This is a genomic window from Mesorhizobium sp. WSM4822, assembly GCF_055811155.1.
In genome coordinates, this window is sequence record NZ_JBVVQM010000003.1 from 482,736 (window position 1) to 502,496 (window position 19,761).

Sequence of the window (19,761 nt, forward strand, 5' to 3'; positions counted from 1 at the left end):
ACTTTTATGGCGAACGCACCGAATCCAAACGACCCGTTCAATCCCAACACCACCAACACCACCATCAAGCAGAGCGGTGGCGGCGGTAGTGGCTGGCTGATTGCGCTGGTCGTCGTTATTCTGGCGGTTGTCGCGTATTATATTTTCGGAAGAAGCGGTGAGCACCCGGCACCCGCCGAGCCGCCGGCGGCCAGCACACCGGCACCCGCACCGGCACCGGCGGAACCGATGAAGCCGGCCGAACCTGCGCCAGCACCCGCGCCTGCTCCGGCGCCTGCAGAACCGGCGCCTGCCCCGGCGCCTGCACCGGCACCGGCCCCAGCGCCTGCACCGGCCAACTGATCGGCTCGATATCAAATACGAACGGCCCGCCGAAAGGCGGGCCGTTTTGTAGGGATCGCTACGTTCGTCACCCTTGGGCTTGACCGAGGATGGTGCCTTTAGATGTGGATCGGCTTGAAGAACGTTGCCAGCGCCGCCTCCTTGATCGCCTCCGACATCGTCGGATGCGCGTGGCAGGTGCGGGCGAGATCCTCCGACGAGCCGCCGAATTCCATCAGCACCGCCGCCTCGTGGATCATCTCGCCTGCGCCGAAGCCGACAATATGCACGCCGAGTACGCGGTCGCTCGCCTTGTCGGCGAGGATCTTCACAAAACCGTCGGTGTGCAGCATGGCGCGCGCCCGGCCATTGGCGCTGAACGGGAATTTTCCGACCTTGTAGTCGATGCCGGCCTTCTTCAACTCTTCCTCGGTCTTGCCGACGGAGGCGATTTCCGGGCTGGTGTAGACGACGCTCGGAATGACGTCATAGTTCACGTGGCCGGCCTGGCCGGCAATGGTTTCGGCCACCGCCACGCCCTCGTCCTCGGCCTTGTGTGCCAGCATCGGCCCGGCGATGACATCGCCGATGGCATAGATGCCCGCGACATTGGTCTTGAGATGGCCATCGGTCTTGACCCGGCCGCGCTCGTCGACCTCGACGCCGGCTTCCCCGAGGCCGAGACTGTCGGCATAGGCGCGGCGGCCGGTGGCGATCAGCACGGCATCGGCCTCGATCGTCTCGGCGGCGCCGCCCTTGACCGGCTCGAAGGTGACGGTCGCACCCTTCTTGGCCTTGGCGACACCGGTGACCTTGGCGCCGAGCTTGAACTCGAAACCCTGCTTTGAAAGCAAGCGCTGGAACTGCTTGGAAACCTCGCCGTCCATGCCGCCCAGGATGGTGTCGAGGAATTCGACCACGGTGACCTTGGCGCCGAGCCGTGCCCACACCGAGCCGAGCTCGAGCCCGATGACACCGCCGCCGACCACCACCAGATGGCCGGGAACCTTGTCCAGCGACAAAGCGCCGGTCGACGACACGATCACCTTCTCGTCGATGTCGACCTTGACGCCGGGAATGCCGGCGACATCCGAGCCGGTGGCGATGACGATGTTCCTGGTCTCGATCTCCTCGACCTTGCCGTCCTCAGCCGTCACCGACACCTTGCCGGCCGCGACCACCTTGCCAGTGCCGCGAAAGCTGTCGATCTTGTTCTTCTTGAACAGGAAGGCGACGCCGTTGACGTTCGACGACACCGTCGCATCCTTGTGCGCCATCATCTTCTTCAGGTTCAATTTCGGCGCCGATATCTCGACCCCGAGCGTGTCGAAGGAGTGGCCGGCCTCGGCGAACATCTCGGAGGCATGGAGCAGCGCCTTCGACGGGATGCAGCCTATGTTGAGGCAGGTGCCGCCGAAGGTGGCGTTCTTCTCGACCACCGCGACCCTGAGCCCGAGCTGCGCCGCCTTGATGGCGCAGACATAGCCGCCCGGTCCCGATCCGATGATAACGACGTCATAAGCCATGATACTGTCCTTCTGTTTGAGCATGATGCCGTGTGACGCGGTTTTCGGATAACATCCTGCTCGATCTGCTTGAGAGCGCTCAGCGGCCGCCGCTTACATTCAGGATCGCGCCCGTCGTGTAGGACGCGGCGTCGGAGAGAAGATAGAGAACCGCGCCCGCGACTTCATCCACTGTACCGGCTCTTTTCATCGGCAGCAGGTCGCGGAACCGCTCCACCCTGTCCGGCTGCCCGCCTGAAGCGTGGATGTCCGTGTCGATGATGCCAGGGCGCACCGCATTGACGCGAATGGCTTCCAGCGCCACCTCACGGGCGAGCCCGATGGTGAAGGTGTCGATGGCGCCCTTGGAGGCGGCATAATCGACGTACTCGCCCGGCGAGCCCAATGTCGCCGCGGCCGACGAGATGTTGACTATGGATCCGCCCGACCCGCCATGGCGGGTCGACATGCGCTTCACCGCCTCACGGGCGCAGAGGAACGAGCCTACGACATTGATGCGCATCATGCGCTCCAGCCGCGAAACATCCATCTCGTCGACGCGCGCCTTGACGTCGACGACGCCGGCATTGTTGACGAAAGCATCGAGCCGTCCATAGGCGCGGTCGACGGCCTCGAACATGGCCACGATATCGGCCTCGCTGCCGACATCGCCCTTGACCGCAAAAGCCTCGCCGCCGGCAGCCTCGATCTCCGCGACCAGTGCATCGGCGGCGTCCTGATTCGCAGCGTAGTTGACCGCGACCCTGTAGCCGGCCTTCGATCCAAACCGGCAGATCGCCGCGCCGATGCCGCGGCTGCCGCCGGTGACCAGCAGCACCTTTTGCGTCCCGCTCATTCCTGGCATCCCTTCAAGGCAAACACATCCCCCGGCACTTTCGAAAACCCGCTGCCGCCATAGGCACTGGATTGGCGCAACGCTGGCCCGAGATCCGGCAGTATCAGCGTCTTCGGCGCTTCGACACCTTCGGCCGGCAGCAGCCCGATGTTGCCCTTGTCATCCGCCGTGTAGATGACGCCATGCCAGGGCGTGCAGGCGGCAAGCTCCTCGCCGGTGACGTCGCCCTCGGGGCATTTGTACATCAGCGCGCCGTTCGGCCGTGACACGCCCTCGTTCCACATGACGATACCGTTCAGCACCACATCGTTGTCGAGGATCATGCGGAAGCTGTTGGTGACGGTCGCCGAGGTGCCGGTCGGCGTGAAATCGATCTCGCTGCCGCCCTGGGCGTCTCCATAGACGGCGAGTTCTATCGGGCAGGCGGCATAGGCTGCCGCCGGGATCATCGCCGCACCGACCGCTATCGATGCGGTAGACAGGCTTTCGGACAAGAAAGAACGGATCGTCACTGCTATCCGCCTTGAACAGCTTGATCGAGGATGAAGACCGTCGAAAGAAAATAATCTACCTCGAACGCAACGTTTTCATTCCTGTCGACCGGAACCGCATTAACCTCGTATTTGAGGGTCAAGATGCGAGAACTCTCCGCCAGCTCAATATAAACGTCGCGCTCACGACCGCCGCTGATTGCCCACTTGAATTCGCTCTTGTTCAGGAACTGCAATGCCTTGGGCAAGGTATGTATGGCTATGGGCTTTGTGCCTGCAAAAATCACAGGATGCCGGCCCAAATCGACGTCCAGATGGCCGTACCAAGTCGCCATCGTTCCACCCGATTGCAATCTTCCGAAGACAGGCTCGACGCTAATCGACCTCAGATGAAAATCGGGACTGAAGAAGAACTCGCAATTTCTACCATAGATGCACCACGCTGACTCCGCGTCCTCGTGGCGATAATGATTGTCCGCCCGCACATCCTCCGGATCGATCAAGCCTCGCACCGTTTCACGGCTGCTTTTTCCGAGTTCAATCGGACCCGCCCGGCCTGTCGTAACAAGCTCGAACAGATCGATTGGCTCGACAGATTCAGCCACCGCGTCAGCCTTAGAGATCAAGCACCAGCCGTTCCGGATCCTCCAGGCTTTCCTTGACGCGGACCAGGAAGGTCACCGCTTCCTTGCCGTCGACGATGCGGTGATCGTAGCTGAGCGCCAGGTACATCATCGGCCGGATCACGATCTCGCCGCCGACCACGACAGGCCGGTCCTGGATCTTGTGCATGCCCAGAATGCCCGACTGCGGCGCGTTGAGGATCGGCGTCGACATCAGCGACCCGTAAACGCCGCCGTTGGAAATCGTAAACGTGCCGCCCTGCATGTCGGCGACCGACAGCTTGCCGTCACGCGCGGCGATGCCCAGCCGGCCGATATCCTTTTCGATCTCGGCGATCGACATCTGGTCGGCATTGCGCACCACCGGCACGACAAGACCCTTCTCGGTGCCGACGGCGACGCCGATATGGGCATAATTCTTGAAGATGATGTCGGTGGCGTCGATCTCGGCGTTGACCGAGGGGATTTCCTTCAGCGCATGCGTAACGGCCTTGGTGAAGAAGCCCATGAAACCGAGCTTCACGCCGTGCTTCTTTTCGAACACGTCCTTGTACTTGGTGCGTAGCGCCATCACCGCTGACATGTCGACCTCGTTGAAGGTGGTCAGCATGGCTGCGGTCGACTGCGCCTCCTTGAGACGGCGGGCGATGGTCTGGCGCAGTTTGGTCATGCGCACGCGCTCCTCGCGCGACGCATCGTCGCCCGAGGACGGCGCGCGTACGGCAACCGGTGCAGGTGCCGCCTTCGGCGTCTCCGCCGGCTGCGACGGCGCACCCTTGGAGATGGCGTCGAGCACGTCGCCTTTCAGCACCTGGCCACGCTTTCCCGAACCGGAGATCTGGTCGACCGAGAGATTGCTTTCGGCGATCAGTTTCGCCGCGGCCGGTGCCGGTGGCATGGTGCGCGGCTCGACCGGGCCGGCATCGCCGGCGATCTTGGCGGTCTCGGCCGCGGCCTGCTTGCCGGTCGATGCTGCATCCGGCGACGAGGCCTGCGACACCGCCTGCGGCTTGGTCGCTGGTGCGGCGGCAGTGCCACCTGCCGAAATCGAACCGAGCAGCGCACCGACACCGACAGTCTCACCTTCCTTGGCGGTGATTTCGCTTAAGGTTCCGGCAGCGGCGGCAGGCACCTCCACCGTCACCTTGTCGGTCTCGAGCTCGACCAGCGGCTCGTCGGCGACGATCGCGTCGCCGACCTTCTTGAACCATTTGCCGATGGTCGCTTCGGTGACGGATTCGCCGAGAGTGGGAACGCGGATTTCGGTAGCCATTGTGCCTGTCCGTTTTCTTTCGGTTCTGTTATTCGCCCAGATCTTCTCTATTCGCCGAGCGCGTCTTCGAGCAAGGCGGCGAGCTGGGCGAGATGCTTCGACATCAGTCCGGTCGCCGGCGAGGCGGCGGCCGGACGGCCGGTGTAGCGCACCCGCTGATGCTTGGCATCGATATGCGCCAGCACCCATTCCAGATAGGGGTCGATGAACGACCAGGCGCCCATGTTCTTGGGCTCCTCCTGGCACCACACCATCTCGGCATTGCGGAAACGCGACAGTTCGGTGATCAGCGCCTTGGCCGGGAACGGATAAAGCTGCTCGACGCGCAGCAGATAGATGTCGTTGATGCCGCGCTTCTCGCGCTCCTCGTAGAGGTCGTAATAGACCTTGCCCGAACACAGCACGACGCGGCGGATCTTCGAATCCTTGGTCAGCTTGATCGCCTGGCCGGAAAGCAGCTGCGCATCGTCCCACAGCAATCGGTGGAACGAGCTTTCGCCCGAAATTTCCGGCAGCGTCGACACCGCCCGCTTATGGCGCAGCAGCGACTTCGGCGTCATCAGGATCAGCGGCTTACGGAAGTCGCGCTTCAGCTGCCGGCGCAATATGTGGAAGTAGTTGGCCGGCGTCGTACAGTTGGCCACTTGCATGTTATCTTCGGCGCAAAGCTGCAGGAAGCGTTCGAGCCGGGCCGAAGAATGTTCCGGACCCTGGCCTTCATAGCCATGCGGCAGCAGGCAGACGAGGCCCGACATTCTGAGCCACTTGCGTTCACCCGAAGAGATGAACTGGTCGAACACCACCTGGGCACCGTTGGCGAAATCGCCGAACTGCGCTTCCCACAAGGTCAGCGCCTTGGGCTCGGCCAGGCTGTAGCCATATTCGAAGCCCAGCACCGCCTCTTCCGACAGCATCGAGTTGATGACTTCGTAGCCGGCTTGAGCCGCCGACAGATTGTTGAGCGGGATGTAGCGGGTCTCGTCGCGCTGGTCGTAAAGGACCGAGTGACGCTGCGAGAAGGTGCCGCGTTCGGAATCCTGCCCCGACAGGCGGATCGGATTGCCGTCGAGCAGGATGGCGCCGAAGGCCAGCGCCTCGGCCGTCGACCAGTCGATGCCTTCGCCGGACTCGATCGCCTGGCGGCGGTTTTCGAGGAAGCGGATGATCGTCTTGTGCGCCTCGAAATCCTTCGGCACCTCGGTCAGCTTCTTGCCGATTTCCTTCAGCGTCTTCACCGGCACGGCGGTCTTGCCGCGCCGCTGTTCGTCCTGATTGTCGGCGGTGCGCAGGCCCGACCAGGCGCCGTCCAGCCAGTCGGCCTTGTTGGGCTTGTAGTGCTGGCCGACTTCCCATTCGGATTCCAGATGCGCCCGCCAGTCGGCCTTGAGCTGGTCGAGCTCGGCCTGGGTGAGGTGACCCTCGGCGATCAGCCGGTCGCCGTAGATCTGCACGGTCGTCTTGTGGGTGCGGATGTTGCGGTACATGATCGGCTGGGTGAAGGCCGGCTCGTCGCCCTCATTGTGGCCGAAGCGGCGGTAGCAGAACATGTCGACCACAACAGGCTTGTGGAACTTCATGCGGAATTCGATCGCCACCTTGGTGGCGTGCACCACGGCTTCCGGGTCATCGCCATTGACGTGGAAGATCGGTGCTTCAATCATCTTGGCGACGTCCGACGGATAGGGCGACGAGCGCGAGAAGCGCGGATTGGTGGTGAAGCCGATCTGGTTGTTGATGATGAAATGCAGCGTGCCGGCGACGCGGTGGCCGCGCAGACCGGACAGGCCGAGGATCTCGGCAATCACGCCCTGGCCGGCGAAGGCGGCATCGCCATGCAGCAAGAGCGGCAGTACCTTGGCGCGCTCTTCCAGCGGCACGATCTCCTCGCGGCTGCGGCCGAACAGGTAATCCTGCTTGGCGCGCGCCTTGCCCATCACCACCGGATCGACGATTTCCAGATGCGAGGGATTGGCGGTCAGGGACAGATGCACCTTGTTGCCGTCGAACTCGCGGTCCGACGAAGCGCCCAGATGGTACTTGACGTCCCCCGAACCCTCGACCTCGTCAGGTGCGGCCGAGCCGCCCTTGAACTCATGGAAGATGGCGCGGTGCGGCTTGGCCATCACCTGGGAAAGCACGTTGAGCCTTCCGCGATGCGCCATGCCGAGCACGATTTCCTTCATGCCGAGCTGGCCGCCGCGCTTGACGATCTGCTCCAGCGCCGGGATCAGCGCTTCACTGCCATCGAGGCCGAAGCGCTTGGTGCCCTTGTACTTGACGTCGATGAACTGCTCAAAACCTTCGGCCTCGACCAGCTTCTGCAGGATCGCCTTCTTGCCGGTGGCGGTGAAGGTGATCTCCTTGTCGGCACCTTCGATGCGGGCCTGGATCCAGGCCTTTTCCTCGGGGTCGGAAATATGCATGAACTCGACGCCGAGCGTCGAGCAATAGGTGCGCGTCAGGATTTCCAGCATCTGCCGGATGGTGCCGAATTCGAGCCCGAGCACATTGTCGAGGAAGATCGGCCGGTCATAGTCGGCAGCGGTGAAGCCGTAATTTTCCGGCGACAGCTCGTTGTAGTCCTCGAGCGGCTTGGCGATGCCGAGCGGGTCGAGATTGGCATGCAGATGGCCGCGCATGCGGTAGGCGCGGATCATCATGATGGCGCGCACTGAATCGCGCGTCGCCTGGTGCACATCGGCGTCGGAAAGGACGACGCCGTTGGTGACCGCCTTGTCCTTGACTTTCTTTTCGATCGTCTTCTCGACGATACCCCAATTGCCGTCGAGCGCCGACACCAGTTCGCCATTGGCCTGCAGCGGCCAGGAGGGCTTGGCCCAGGAGGCGCCCTTGGCATTCCTGCGCACATCGCCGGCATCGTCCTTCAGCCCGGCAAAGAACTCCTGCCATTCGGGATTGACCGAGGCTGGATCGTCTTCATAGGCGGCATAGAGCGCATCGATGTAATCGGCGTTGCCGCCGTAAAGGAAAGAGGTGAGCGAAAACTGGTCGTTGGCCTGATCTTGTCGTGCCATTTTTGTCCGCGGAGCCCGGCTCCGTCTCCTGTTTTTGGAGGGAGTAGGGGAATAAGGGAATAGGGGAGTAGGGCTTTTTGCCGCTGCTATTTTCCCTACCGCCCTACTCCCTTACTCCCCTATTCCCTTAACCTTTGATCGCCTCGACCAGCGTCGTGCCCAGCCGCGCCGGCGAGGGCGATACCCTGATCCCGGCGGATTCCATTGCCGCGATCTTGTCTTCGGCGCCGCCCTTGCCGCCGGAGATGACCGCGCCGGCGTGGCCCATGGTGCGGCCGGCCGGCGCCGTGCGCCCGGCGATGAAGCCGGCCATCGGTTTCTTGCGGCCACGCTTGGCTTCGTCCTTGAGGAACTGCGCGGCGTCTTCCTCGGCCGAACCGCCGATCTCGCCGATCATGATGATCGACTTGGTCTCCTCGTCGGCGAGGAACATCTCGAGCACGTCGATGAACTCGGTGCCCTTGACGGGGTCGCCGCCGATACCGACGGCGGTGGTCTGGCCGAGTCCGACATTGGTGGTCTGAAACACTGCCTCATAGGTAAGCGTTCCCGACCGCGAAACAACGCCGACCGAGCCCTTGCGGAAGATGTTTCCGGGCATGATGCCGATCTTGCATTCGTTGGGCGTGAGCACGCCCGGGCAGTTCGGCCCGATCAGCCGCGACGTCGAGCGGTCGAGCCGCGCCTTGACCCTGATCATGTCCATCACCGGGATGCCTTCGGTGATGCAGATGATCAGCGGGATCTCGGCCTCGATCGCTTCGAGGATGGCCTCGGCGGCACCCGCCGGCGGCACGTAGACGACCGAAGCGTTGGCACCGGTCTTTTCCTTGCCCTCGGCGACCGTGGCGAAGATCGGCAGCTTTTCACCCTTTGAGCCGGTCCACGTCTCGCCACCCTTCTTGGGGTGGATACCGCCGACCATTTTCGTGCCGTGATAAGCGAGCGCCTGCTCGGTGTGGAACGTGCCGGTCTTGCCGGTCAGGCCCTGCACCAGCACCTTGGTGTTCTTGTCGACGAGGATGGACATGGGAGCCCTTTTCTAAAACCGTTGATCGAGGAAAACATGGTCAGAGCCGCTTCAGGTCAGCGACCGTGAGGTCGCTCTTGGCATTGCCGGTGTTGAGCGTCGTTGCCGGCTCGAACATCAGCACCACGGGCTCAACGGTCAGCGAACGCGGCCGGTGTTCGATGCCGCGCGGCACGACGATGAAATCGCCCTCGCCGAGTTCGACCGGGCCGTCGCGGAAATCGATGGCGATACGCCCACGCAGCACGAGGAAGGCTTCGTCCTCATTGTCATGCGCATGCCAGTCGAACATCTCGCCGAACTTGGCGACCTTAGCCTGGCTGTCGTTGACGTCGCCGGCGATATGCGGATCGAAAACCTTGGTGATGGTCCGATCCGCCGCCTCGACGAGGTTTATCTTGCGCGGAGGCATCCGCTCAGCCCTTCACCGCCGCCACGATCTTCTTGGCTGCGTCGTCGAGATCATCGGCCGACACCACGTTGAGGCCGCTATCGTTGATGATCTTCTTGCCGAGCTCGGCGTTGGTGCCTTCCAGGCGCACCACCAGCGGCACTTCCAGGCCGACTTCCTTGACCGCGGCAATGACGCCCTCGGCAATGATGTCGCACTTCATGATGCCACCGAAGATGTTGATCAGGATGCCCTTGACCGCCGGGTCCCGGGTGATGATCTTGAACGCCGCCGTGACTTTTTCCTTGGATGCGCCGCCACCGACATCAAGGAAGTTGGCGGGCTCGGCGCCATAGAGCTTGATGATATCCATCGTCGCCATGGCGAGGCCGGCGCCGTTGACCATGCAGCCGATATTGCCGTCGAGCGCGACATAGGCGAGGTCGTATTTCGACGCCTCGATTTCCTTCTCGTCCTCTTCGGTGGTGTCGCGCAGTTCGAGCACGTCGGGGTGACGGAACAGCGCATTGTTGTCGAACGACACCTTCGCGTCGAGCACACGCAGCCGGCCGTTCTTCATGACGATCAGCGGGTTGACTTCGAGCAGGCTCATGTCCTTCTCGACAAAGGCCTTGTAGAGGATCGGGAACAGCGTGTCGCCGTCCTTGGCCGCATCGCCGTCGAGCTTGAGCGCGCCGTTGAGCGCCTTCAGATCGGCTGATGTGACGCCCTTTTCCGGGTCGATGGCCACGGTGATGATCTTTTCGGGCGTGTCATGGGCGACCGCTTCGATGTCCATGCCGCCTTCGGTCGAGACGACGAAGGCGATGCGGCCGACCGAACGGTCGACCAGGATCGACAGATAGAGCTCGCGTTCGATGTCGGCGCCGTCCTCGATGTAGAGGCGGTTGACCTGCTTGCCGGCCGGGCCGGTCTGCTTGGTCACCAGCGTGTTGCCCAGCATCTCGTTGGCGTTGGCAACGACATCGGCCACCGACTTGGCCAACCGCACACCGCCCTTGGCGTCCGGGCCGAGTTCGGTGAATTTGCCCTTGCCGCGGCCGCCGGCATGGATCTGGCTCTTCACCACATAGAGCGGGCCCGGCAGCGCCTTGGCGGCGGCTTCCGCTTCATCAGCCTTGAACACCGGCACGCCTTCGGCCACCGGTGCGCCGAACGACTTCAGCAGCGCCTTGCCCTGATACTCATGGATGTTCATCTGGATGGTCTCCGGGTTGCTTGCTGGATGTTCACTTACTGGAGATTCATTTGGAGGCGAGTTGCGGCGCGATCTTGACGCAGGCCTCGGTCAGACCCTGCACCGTCGCCACCGAGGAGTCGAACATCTTCTGCTCGCTCTTGTTGAGCTCGATCTCGATGATACGCTCGACGCCGCCGGCGCCGATCACCACGGGAACGCCGACATAGGTGTTCTTGACGCCATACTGGCCGGAGAGATACGCCGCGCAGGGCAGCACGCGCTTCTTGTCCTTGAGATAGGCTTCGGCCATCGAGATCGCCGAAGCGGCCGGCGCGTAATAGGCCGAACCGGTCTTGAGCAGGCCGACGATCTCGGCGCCGCCGTCGCGGGTGCGCTGCACGATCTGGTCGAGCTTTTCCTTCGAGGTCCAGCCCATCTTGATGAGATCGGGCAGCGGAATGCCCGATACCGTCGAATAGCGGATCATCGGCACCATGGAATCGCCGTGGCCGCCGAGCACGAACGCGGTGACGTCCTCGACCGAGACCTTGAATTCCTCCGCCAGGAAATAGCGGAAGCGCGCGCTGTCGAGCACGCCGGCCATGCCGACGACATGGCTGTTGGGCAGTCCTGAGAACTTCTGCAGCGCCCAGACCATGGCGTCGAGCGGGTTTGTGATGCAGATGACGAAGGCCTTCGGCGCATACTTCTTCAGCCCGGCGCCCACCTGTTCCATGACCTTGAGATTGATGCCCAAAAGGTCGTCGCGGCTCATGCCGGGCTTGCGCGGCACGCCGGCGGTGACGATGCAGACATCGGCGCCTTCGATGCCGGCATAGTCGTTGATGCCGGTGAGCCTGGAGTCGAAGCCATCGACCGGCGACGACTGCGCGATATCGAGCCCCTTGCCCTGCGGGATACCTTCGGCAATATCGAACAGCACCACGTCGCCGAGGTCCTTGAGGCCGATCATGTGAGCGAGCGTGCCGCCGATCATGCCAGAGCCGATAAGCGCTATCTTGTTGCGTGCCATGTGAGGATGTTTTCCCTTTGTCGGTGACGACGTCTCAAATCTCTGGTGACTTGATGGCGGCGTCGAAGAAGAGGCCGGAATGCTGCGGGGAACCGCGAATTTTCGCCGCACCCAATAGCCCCGGCACGGAAAAAATTCAAACGATTATTTTGGTGTCAGTATTTTCAATCGGTTAGATCATTTGGGATTTACGTAAACGTCAAAGTTTGTAAGCCGACTTCGGAAGAAATAACCGATGAAGATGGAAATCGTAAGGCCGAATGCGGGCGATGACACCCTTGTGATGCGGGTAGCCGAGGAGGTTCGAGTTGTAGACGTCGGCGGGACAGCGCCCCCCTCTGTCCTGCCGAGGGAGGGGACACGAAGGATCGCTACCGACGGATTCTCTGGAAATTCAGGCCTGCGCCTGCTGTGCCTCTGGCGCCGGCTTCCCCTTCTGCCGCGCCGCCCAATCCTCCAGCCAGTCGCGGCTTTGCATCTCGATCAGCCGCGATGCGGTGCGCTCGAACTCGAAGACTTCGACGCCGCGCTTGGCTGCATAAAGCGCTTGCGGCGGCGCATCGGCGCTCACCACCATCCGCACATGATGGTCGTAGAGCGTGTCGATCAGAAGGATGAAGCGCTTGGCCTCGTTGCGCTTGCCTTCGCCGAGCACCGGGACGTGGTCGATGAAAATGGTTGAGAAGCGCCCGGCGATCGCCAGGAAATCGCGCGCGCCAAGCGGCTTCTCGCAGAGATCGGCGAAGGAGAACCGCGCCGCATCGCCCGCCGCACGCGGCACGATCACCTGCCGTCCTTTGAGGGCAATCGATGTCTCGGCGGTCGGCGCGCCCCGCGTCATGGCTTGCCAGGCCTCGTCGAGTAGCTGGTCCGCCGCCGCATCGGCCGGCGTGACATAGACCGGTGTCCGGGCGAGCTTTTCCAGCCGGTAGTCTTTGTCGGCATCGAGCGCCAGTACCTGTGTGTGCCGCTCCAGTATGCCGATAAAGGGCAGGAAAAGCTGGCGGTTCAGCCCGTCGCTGTAGAGGTTTTCCGGCGCCACATTCGAGGTGGCGACCAGCACCACGCCGCTGGCAAACAGCGCCGAAAACAACCTGGACAGGATCATCGCGTCGGCAATGTCGGTGACCGAGAACTCGTCGAAGCACAGCACCCAGGCTTGCTCGCCAAGGGCCTTGGCCACCGGCGGGATCGGATCGTCTTCCCTGACGTCGCCATTCTTGCGCGCCTGCCGGTGCTTCTGGATACGGTCCTGCACGTCGGCCATGAAGTCGTTGAAGTGGACGCGGCGCTTGCGCCGCACCGGCAGCAAGTCGAAGAACATGTCCATCAGCATGGTCTTGCCGCGACCGACGCCGCCATGGATGTAGAGGCCTTTGACGGCCTCATGCGTCTCGCGCTTGCGGGCGAACAGCCAGCCCAGCGCGCTCGACTTATGCGCCAGCCGCTTGGCCGAAATCTCATCGGTCAGCCGGTCGAGTGCCGCAACGATCCGTTCCTGCGCCGGATCGCGGTCGATCGTACCGGTTTCCACCAGATGGTCGTAGCGCTGCCTGACGGTCGCATGGGTCTGGAGGCCGTCACGCAGATGCATCGGTCACGTCGTTCTGGAGCAGTTCCGGGAACCGGAATTGCGTAAAACAAAAACTATCTCGTAAGTGAAATCGGCTGGCCATTGGAAGTCTGGCCGTCGAATTTCGAGCCGCCCGAGGAATAGAGCCGCGCCAGCGCACCGCCGCTCTCGTCATACAGCGTCAGCTGTTTGCCGGCGACGTTCCACGACTTGATGCCGTCCATCGGCGCCGGGCAATGCAGCGGCCCGGCGCGGAAGCCGGCGCCGAATTTGGTCTGCGGTGTCGCCACCTTGCAGCTCTGGCCCGCAACGCTGGCGTTCCAGACACCGGCGACGCTGGCGGCGGTCACGTCCGAAGCGCCGGCCGGCGCCGAGCCGTCCGAAGGCAGCGCGGCGACCTGGGTGTTCGCCGGCGCGGTCGGGAATTGCGAAGGGTCGGTGGTGCCGGGCGATGCCGGCGGCGGCAGTTGGTTCGCCGTCACCTTGCCGGCGGGCGCGGCCTCCAGCGGTGCCGGCTGCTGGTCATCCATCGAGGAAAAACGTGAGGTCGAACAGCCACTCGCAACGAGCGCCGCCAGCGATACGGCCACCAGACCGGTTTTCGAAAAAGTCATTCCAACCTCCGTCGGATCCGGCTGGGGGGAAGCCGTCCGCACAATCTCACCCCCACCAAGATGGAGAAGGTGGCGAAATTTCAACCCGATATGGTTAAAATACAGTTTGCAGCAAGAATTGTTGCAAATTTATCGCAATCGCGACGGCTGACCGTTTGTCGCGCGTCGCTTGGGAATTCCGGTCAACACTTCGTCGGTGGACGCTTGCGCGAACCGCCTTAGCGCCTATGTCTGGAAAACGAAACCCTGCTGGAGCCGTAAATTGGCCGCGAGAAAGACTGCCGCCAATCGCTATTACAGCGGCCCGCCCAGCGACCATTTCGACGGCGCATTGTTCTTCAATCCCGACGGCCGGCCACCCGGCCGTTTCGCCGACCTGCTGAAATGGCAGTTGAATGGCCAGCGCTCGAAATGGCCGGCGAGCGATGCAAGCTCCCTTCCGCAGGCAAAACCGGCGACAAGGGTCGAGGGCGCCGCGCTGGAAGTGACGATGGTTGGTCATTCCACCTTGCTGGTCCAGACGGCCGGTCTGAACATCCTCACCGATCCGGTGTGGTCGCTGCGCGCATCGCCGCTTTCCTTCGCCGGACCAAAACGCATCAATGCGCCAGGCATCGCCTTTGCCGACCTGCCGCCGATCGATTTCGTGCTGGTCAGCCACAACCACTATGACCATCTCGACCTCGCCACGTTGAAGCGGCTGAAGGCCGGCCACGACCCGCTGGTGCTCACTCCGCTCGGCAACGACGCCATCATCGAAGCCGCCGTGCCCGGCATGCGACTGTCGGCGCATGACTGGGGCGACAGGGTCGAGATCGGCGATGGCGCCGCCGTCCATGTCGAGCCGGTGCATCACTGGTCGGCGCGTGGCGCCCGCGACCGGCGCATGGCGCTTTGGGCCGGCTTCGTCGTCGAAACACCTGACAGCAAGCTCTATTTCGCCGGCGATACCGGCTTTCACAATGGCATCAACTACCGGCGGATGGCCGAGAAACATGGCGGTTTCCGCTTCGCCATCCTGCCGATCGGCGCCTATGAACCGCGCTGGTTCATGGCGCCGCAGCACCAGAACCCCTGGGAAGCGGTGCAAGGCATGACGCTGTGCAATGCCGCCCATGCCGCCGGCTGTCATTGGGGAACTTTCCAGCTCACTGACGAGCCGATCGACGAGCCGGCGCGCAAATTGACCGAGGCGCTTGACGATCAAGGCATCCCACGGCAGCGCTTTCGCGCCTTGCGGCCGGGCGAGGTCTGGAATGTACCGGAGCACATAGTGCCCTGATCCGCATCGGTTTCGACGGAACCCCAGCGCGGCAACAGCGTTTTCATGCGGTTGAAAAATCTGTCGGGTTGCGAGGCATCGCCATGCTCAAATGGATCATCATCCTCCTGATCGTCGCCGCGGCGGCGAGCCTGCTCGGCATGCCGGCGCTGGCAGGTGCTGCCGCCACCGGCGCGCGCATCCTTATCGGCATCGTTCTGATCATCTTCCTGCTGGTGGTGCTGGGCATTTTCGCCGTCACGTAAGTCCGGCGCTTTCGCCGTGACCAAGCGGCTGCGCACTGGTAATTCCTGCCCGTTTCCGCCATATAGCGCCAAACGGACACGGAATTTTTCGGAGCAATGGCCAGCACTGCCCCTTTCGCCAAGATGAACGGCATCGGCAACGAGATTATCGTTGCCGATATGCGTGGCCGTGCCGATCGGGTGGTGGCGGCGGCGGCGATTGCGCTGAACGCCGATGCCGCGACCAGCTTCGACCAGATCATGGCGATCCACGACGCAAGGACGCCGGGCACCGCCTTTTTCATCGACATATTGAATTCCGACGGAACTGGCGCGCAGGCCTGCGGCAATGGCATGCGCTGCGTCGTCCAGGCGCTCGCCGCCGAGACCGGCCAGAAGATCTTCACCTTCGAAACCGTGGCGGGCATCCTCAATGCGCGCGAACATGCCGACGGCTCGATCTCGGTCGATATGGGCACGCCACGCTTCGGCTGGCAGGATATCCCGCTGGCCGAGGAATTCCGCGACACCCGCATGATCGAGCTGCAGATCGGCCCGATCGACGCGCCGGTGCTGCATTCCCCCTCGGTCGTCTCGATGGGCAATCCGCACGCCATCTTCTGGGTCGACAATGACGTCTGGTCCTATGAGCTCGACCGCTTCGGCCCGCTGCTCGAGAACCATCCGATGTTCCCCGAGCGCGCCAACATCACCATCGCTCAGGTTACTTCGCCCGAAACCATGATCATCCGCACCTGGGAGCGCGGCGCCGGACTGACCAAGGCCTGCGGCTCGGCCGCCTGCGCGGCCGTGGTGGCCGCGGCCCGCACCAACCGGACCGGCCGCAGCGTCGGTCTGTTGACGCCAGGCGGCGGTACGCTGCATGTCGAATGGCGCGACGATGACCATGTGGTGCTGACCGGCGCCGCCGAATGGGAATTTTCCGGCAGCTTCGACCCGTCGAACGGGACATGGGCCCGCGACACCGAAAGCGCGGCCTGATGTCCGCTCTGCCCAAGAGCCCGGTGTCCAAGGGCATCGATGTCGTCACCTTCGGCTGCCGGCTCAACACCTATGAATCGCAGGTGATGCGGCGCGAGGCCGAAAGTGCCGGTCTGGGCGCGCTGGAAGGCGGCGCTTTGATCTTCAACACCTGCGCCGTGACAGGCGAAGCAGTGCGCCAGGCCAAGCAGGCGATCCGCAAGGCCCGCCGCGACAACCCACGGGCACGCATCATCGTCACCGGCTGCGCCGCGCAGACCGAGCCTGAAAAATTCGCTGCCATGGACGAGGTCGATCTCGTGCTTGGCAATGAAGAGAAGCTGAAGGCGCATTCCTATCGCGCGCTGCCGGATTTCGGCGTCAACGACACCGAGAAGGCGCGCGTCAACGATATCTTTTCGGTGCGTGAGACCGCAGGCCACATGGTCGACGCCATCGAGGGCCGGGCACGCGCTTTCGTCCAGGTGCAGAATGGCTGCGACCACCGCTGCACCTTCTGCATCATTCCCTACGGCCGCGGCAATTCGCGCTCGGTGCCGATGGGCGCCGTGGTCGAGCAGGTCAAGCGGCTCGCCGGCAACGGCTATGCCGAGATCGTGCTGACCGGCGTCGACATGACATCATTCGGCGCCGATCTGCCGGGGGCGCCGAAGCTCGGCAAACTGGTGAAAACAATCCTGAAACAGGTGCCCGACGTGAAGCGGCTGCGGCTGTCGTCGATCGATTCGATCGAAGCTGACGACGATTTGCTCGATGCCATCGCCACCGAGCCCAGGCTGATGCCGCATCTGCATCTGTCGCTGCAATCGGGCGACGACATGATCCTGAAGCGGATGAAGCGAAGGCACCTACGCGATCAGTCGATCCGCTTCTGCGAGGATGTGCGCAAGCTGCGCCCCGGTATCGTCTTTGGCGCCGACATCATCGCCGGCTTCCCGACCGAGACCGACGAAATGTTCGAGAACTCGGAAAAAATTGTCGAGGAGTGTGGCCTGACCCATCTCCACGTCTTCCCCTTCAGCCCACGCGAAGGCACGCCCGCCGCGCGCATGCCGCAGCTCCGCCGCGAGGTCGTCAAGCAGCGCGCCGCCCGGCTGCGTGCCGCCGGTGAAGCTGCCTATTTCAGGCATCTGTCGTCGCTCACCGGAACGCGCCAGTCGATCCTGATCGAGCGCGACGGCCTTGGCCGCACCGAGGGTTTTACGCTTGCCGCACTCGGCACGGGCGCACCGGGTAAGATCGTCGAGGCTGAGATATCAGGCCACGATGGCAGCAGGCTGATCGCGGCGCCCCTTGCCGCCCGCGCCGCCTGAGAAACGCAAAGCATGGCTGGTTTTTTCAAGAAGATATTTTCGTTCGGCAAGAAAGAGGTTGTCGAGGAGCGGATCGACGAGACCGCCCCGCTGCCGCCGATCAAATGGGAAGCACTCGATACGCTGAAGCCGGCGGCCGAACAGGTCGTTCCGGAGTTCTTGAAGCGCGACGAGCCGCGGCCCGAGGCGGGAACGACGCCCGCGCCGGTAGTCGAGCCGGAGGTAATTCCTGCGCCGCAACCGGCGCCTGTCGAGGAACCGGCGCCCGAGCCGGAGCCAACCATCCCGCCAGTACCGGAGCCGGCTGTTCCCTCAGAGCCAGAACCTCTGCCGGAGTCCGAGCCGGAAGAAGAACCAGCGCCCGAGACGCCAGCCGAGCCGCCGGCGCCCGAGGAGATACCAACACCTCCCGCCGTTCCGGAACCCACGCCCGAACCGCAGCCGCAAGAAGTCCCTGCTCCGGCGCCGGCCGAGCCGGAGATCGTCCCGTCGCGGCCGGAAAAGCAGCCGGAGCCGGCCCCGGTCGAAGTGCCGACGCCTGTCGAGGTTCCGGCAGAAACACCAGCGCCGATCGAGGTGCCGACACCGGCGCCGTCCCCTCTTCAGCCGTCTTCAGAGGCCGGCACCGCCCCTCATCCGCCTGCCGGCACCTTCTCCCCGTATAGAGACGGGGAGAAGGGGGCTAGCGGTGAAGCTGCGTCTCCTCTTGCAAACATCGAAGACGAAGCCTCAACGCTGACGCCCCCCTCTCCCCGTCCTTCACGGGGAGAGGGTAGGGGTGAGGGGCAGCACGAACTTGCGAAAGATTCGGCGCCACCCGTGGAAGCCATGCCGGCTGCTCTCGTGGCCGAAGCGCCCGCCGCCGAAATCGCACCTCCCATTCGCCAGCCGGCCCCGGTCGAGACGCAGCCGGTCATTGCCGAGATCGCGCCCGAACCGCAGGCCGTGCCGAAGCCGGAGCCAAAGCCCGCTCCCGGCAAGGTGACCGTCACCAAAAAAGTCGAGCAGAAGGCCGAGCCGCAGAAGGCGCCGGAGCCGGCGCCGAGGCGCTCCTGGTTCCAGCGCATGAAGGACGGGCTTGCCCGCTCCTCCAAGGAGCTCACCGGCAACATTGCCGGCGTCTTCACCAAGCGCAAGCTGGACGAGGAGACGCTGCAGGACCTCGAGGATGTGCTGATCCGCGCCGATCTCGGCATGGAGACGGCCTTGCGCGTTACCGACGCGCTGGCCGCCAGCCGCTACGGCAAGAACGTTTCCGACACCGAGGTCCGCGCCATCATGGCCGCCGAGGTGGAAAAAGTGCTGACCCATGTCGCCATGCCGCTGGAGCTCGATCTCTCGCACAAGCCGCATGTCATTCTGGTGGTCGGCGTCAATGGCACCGGCAAGACCACCACGATCGGTAAGCTCGCCGCCAAGCTCACCGATGGCGGCCTGTCGGTGATGCTCGCCGCCGGCGACACCTTCCGCGCCGCTGCGATCGAGCAGCTGAAGATCTGGGGCGAGCGGACGAAATCGCCGGTCATCGCCTCCAAGATCGGCGCCGATGCCGCAGGGCTCGCCTATGACGCCTTCGAGAAGGCCAGGGAGGCCGGTTCCGACGTGCTGATCATCGACACCGCCGGCCGCCTGCAGAACAAGACCGAACTGATGGCGGAGCTCGAAAAGATCGTCCGCGTGCTTGGCAAACTCGACCCGGAAGCGCCGCACACCGTGCTGCAGACAGTCGACGCCACCACCGGCCAGAACGCGCTCAACCAGGTCGAGATCTTCCGCAATATCGCCGGTGTCAACGGCCTGGTGATGACCAAGCTGGACGGCACGGCACGCGGCGGTATTCTGGTGGCGATCGCGGCAAAGCACAAATTGCCGGTTTATTTCATCGGCGTCGGCGAACAGGTCGACGACCTCGAACCGTTCTCAGCAAGCGAATTCGCCAGGGCGATCGCTGGAGTAGCCTAACAAGCATGTCCCAAAAAGGTGCAGACTTTTTG

At 63.3% G+C, this 19,761-nt stretch carries 18 protein-coding genes; 6 read left to right on the top strand and 12 right to left on the bottom strand.

Annotation, left to right across the window (positions count from 1 at the left end):
- Window positions 1-6: 6 nt before the first annotated feature.
- Window positions 7-342: a hypothetical protein gene (locus AC0L3E_RS10390; protein WP_473604726.1), complete on the top strand. Its 336-nt coding sequence runs from the start codon at window positions 7-9 to the stop codon at window positions 340-342.
- Window positions 343-440: 98 nt separating this feature from the next.
- Here AC0L3E_RS10390 and lpdA read toward each other — a convergent pair whose 3' ends face one another.
- From lpdA to AC0L3E_RS10450, 12 genes are all read right to left on the bottom strand, one after another.
- Window positions 441-1,871 (bottom strand): dihydrolipoyl dehydrogenase, encoded by a 1,431-nt coding sequence (lpdA, locus tag AC0L3E_RS10395; RefSeq protein ID WP_473604727.1) that lies wholly within the window; start codon window positions 1,869-1,871, stop codon window positions 441-443.
- Window positions 1,872-1,926: 55 nt separating this feature from the next.
- Complete coding sequence (locus AC0L3E_RS10400) at window positions 1,927-2,682, bottom strand: SDR family oxidoreductase (protein ID WP_473604728.1); 756 nt, start codon at window positions 2,680-2,682, stop codon at window positions 1,927-1,929.
- Window positions 2,679-3,131, bottom strand: coding sequence for a hypothetical protein (locus AC0L3E_RS10405; RefSeq protein ID WP_473604764.1), 453 nt, complete (start codon window positions 3,129-3,131; stop codon window positions 2,679-2,681). The genes AC0L3E_RS10400 and AC0L3E_RS10405 overlap by 4 nt, the downstream gene beginning before the upstream one ends.
- Window positions 3,132-3,196: 65 nt before the next feature.
- Window positions 3,197-3,778, bottom strand: a complete 582-nt coding sequence (locus AC0L3E_RS10410) for a hypothetical protein (RefSeq protein ID WP_127382344.1) — start codon at window positions 3,776-3,778, stop codon at window positions 3,197-3,199.
- Window positions 3,779-3,788: 10 nt separating this feature from the next.
- The gene (gene odhB, locus AC0L3E_RS10415; RefSeq protein ID WP_473604729.1) at window positions 3,789-5,069 is read right to left on the bottom strand and encodes a 2-oxoglutarate dehydrogenase complex dihydrolipoyllysine-residue succinyltransferase; all 1,281 of its coding nucleotides are present in this window, start codon (window positions 5,067-5,069) and stop codon (window positions 3,789-3,791) included.
- Between the two features lie 47 nt (window positions 5,070-5,116).
- Window positions 5,117-8,104: a 2-oxoglutarate dehydrogenase E1 component gene (locus AC0L3E_RS10420; RefSeq protein ID WP_127267775.1), complete on the bottom strand. Its 2,988-nt coding sequence runs from the start codon at window positions 8,102-8,104 to the stop codon at window positions 5,117-5,119.
- A 127-nt stretch (window positions 8,105-8,231) separates the two neighbouring features.
- Window positions 8,232-9,134 (bottom strand): succinate--CoA ligase subunit alpha, encoded by a 903-nt coding sequence (gene sucD / locus AC0L3E_RS10425; protein ID WP_473604730.1) that lies wholly within the window; start codon window positions 9,132-9,134, stop codon window positions 8,232-8,234.
- Between the two features lie 40 nt (window positions 9,135-9,174).
- Window positions 9,175-9,546: a cupin domain-containing protein gene (locus AC0L3E_RS10430; protein ID WP_473604731.1), complete on the bottom strand. Its 372-nt coding sequence runs from the start codon at window positions 9,544-9,546 to the stop codon at window positions 9,175-9,177.
- A 4-nt stretch (window positions 9,547-9,550) separates the two neighbouring features.
- The gene (gene sucC, locus AC0L3E_RS10435; RefSeq protein ID WP_127808697.1) at window positions 9,551-10,744 is read right to left on the bottom strand and encodes an ADP-forming succinate--CoA ligase subunit beta; all 1,194 of its coding nucleotides are present in this window, start codon (window positions 10,742-10,744) and stop codon (window positions 9,551-9,553) included.
- 46 nt (window positions 10,745-10,790) lie between these two features.
- Window positions 10,791-11,759 carry a malate dehydrogenase gene (gene mdh, locus AC0L3E_RS10440; RefSeq protein WP_013528846.1) on the bottom strand — a complete coding sequence of 323 codons (969 nt, stop codon included), beginning with the start codon at window positions 11,757-11,759 and terminating at the stop codon, window positions 10,791-10,793.
- A 394-nt stretch (window positions 11,760-12,153) separates the two neighbouring features.
- Window positions 12,154-13,353 carry a cell division protein ZapE gene (gene zapE, locus AC0L3E_RS10445; protein ID WP_473604732.1) on the bottom strand — a complete coding sequence of 400 codons (1,200 nt, stop codon included), beginning with the start codon at window positions 13,351-13,353 and terminating at the stop codon, window positions 12,154-12,156.
- Window positions 13,354-13,406: 53 nt separating this feature from the next.
- The gene (locus tag AC0L3E_RS10450) at window positions 13,407-13,946 is read right to left on the bottom strand and encodes a protease inhibitor Inh/omp19 family protein (RefSeq protein ID WP_023811288.1); all 540 of its coding nucleotides are present in this window, start codon (window positions 13,944-13,946) and stop codon (window positions 13,407-13,409) included.
- 262 nt (window positions 13,947-14,208) lie between these two features.
- Here AC0L3E_RS10450 and AC0L3E_RS10455 point away from each other — a divergent pair, with 262 nt between their 5' ends.
- The 5 genes from AC0L3E_RS10455 (at window position 14,209) to ftsY (ending at window position 19,729) form a co-directional block, all read left to right on the top strand.
- Window positions 14,209-15,228 carry an MBL fold metallo-hydrolase gene (locus AC0L3E_RS10455; RefSeq protein WP_473604733.1) on the top strand — a complete coding sequence of 340 codons (1,020 nt, stop codon included), beginning with the start codon at window positions 14,209-14,211 and terminating at the stop codon, window positions 15,226-15,228.
- Window positions 15,229-15,311: 83 nt separating this feature from the next.
- Window positions 15,312-15,473 carry a DUF1328 family protein gene (locus AC0L3E_RS10460; RefSeq protein WP_013528842.1) on the top strand — a complete coding sequence of 54 codons (162 nt, stop codon included), beginning with the start codon at window positions 15,312-15,314 and terminating at the stop codon, window positions 15,471-15,473.
- A gap of 96 nt (window positions 15,474-15,569) precedes the next feature.
- Entirely contained in the window at window positions 15,570-16,454 is an 885-nt protein-coding gene (gene dapF / locus AC0L3E_RS10465; RefSeq protein ID WP_473604734.1) for a diaminopimelate epimerase, read from the top strand.
- Complete coding sequence (gene mtaB, locus AC0L3E_RS10470) at window positions 16,454-17,767, top strand: tRNA (N(6)-L-threonylcarbamoyladenosine(37)-C(2))-methylthiotransferase MtaB (protein ID WP_473604735.1); 1,314 nt, start codon at window positions 16,454-16,456, stop codon at window positions 17,765-17,767. The genes dapF and mtaB overlap by 1 nt, the downstream gene beginning before the upstream one ends.
- A 12-nt stretch (window positions 17,768-17,779) precedes the next feature.
- Window positions 17,780-19,729 carry a signal recognition particle-docking protein FtsY gene (ftsY, locus tag AC0L3E_RS10475; protein WP_473604736.1) on the top strand — a complete coding sequence of 650 codons (1,950 nt, stop codon included), beginning with the start codon at window positions 17,780-17,782 and terminating at the stop codon, window positions 19,727-19,729.
- Window positions 19,730-19,761 lie beyond the last annotated feature (32 nt).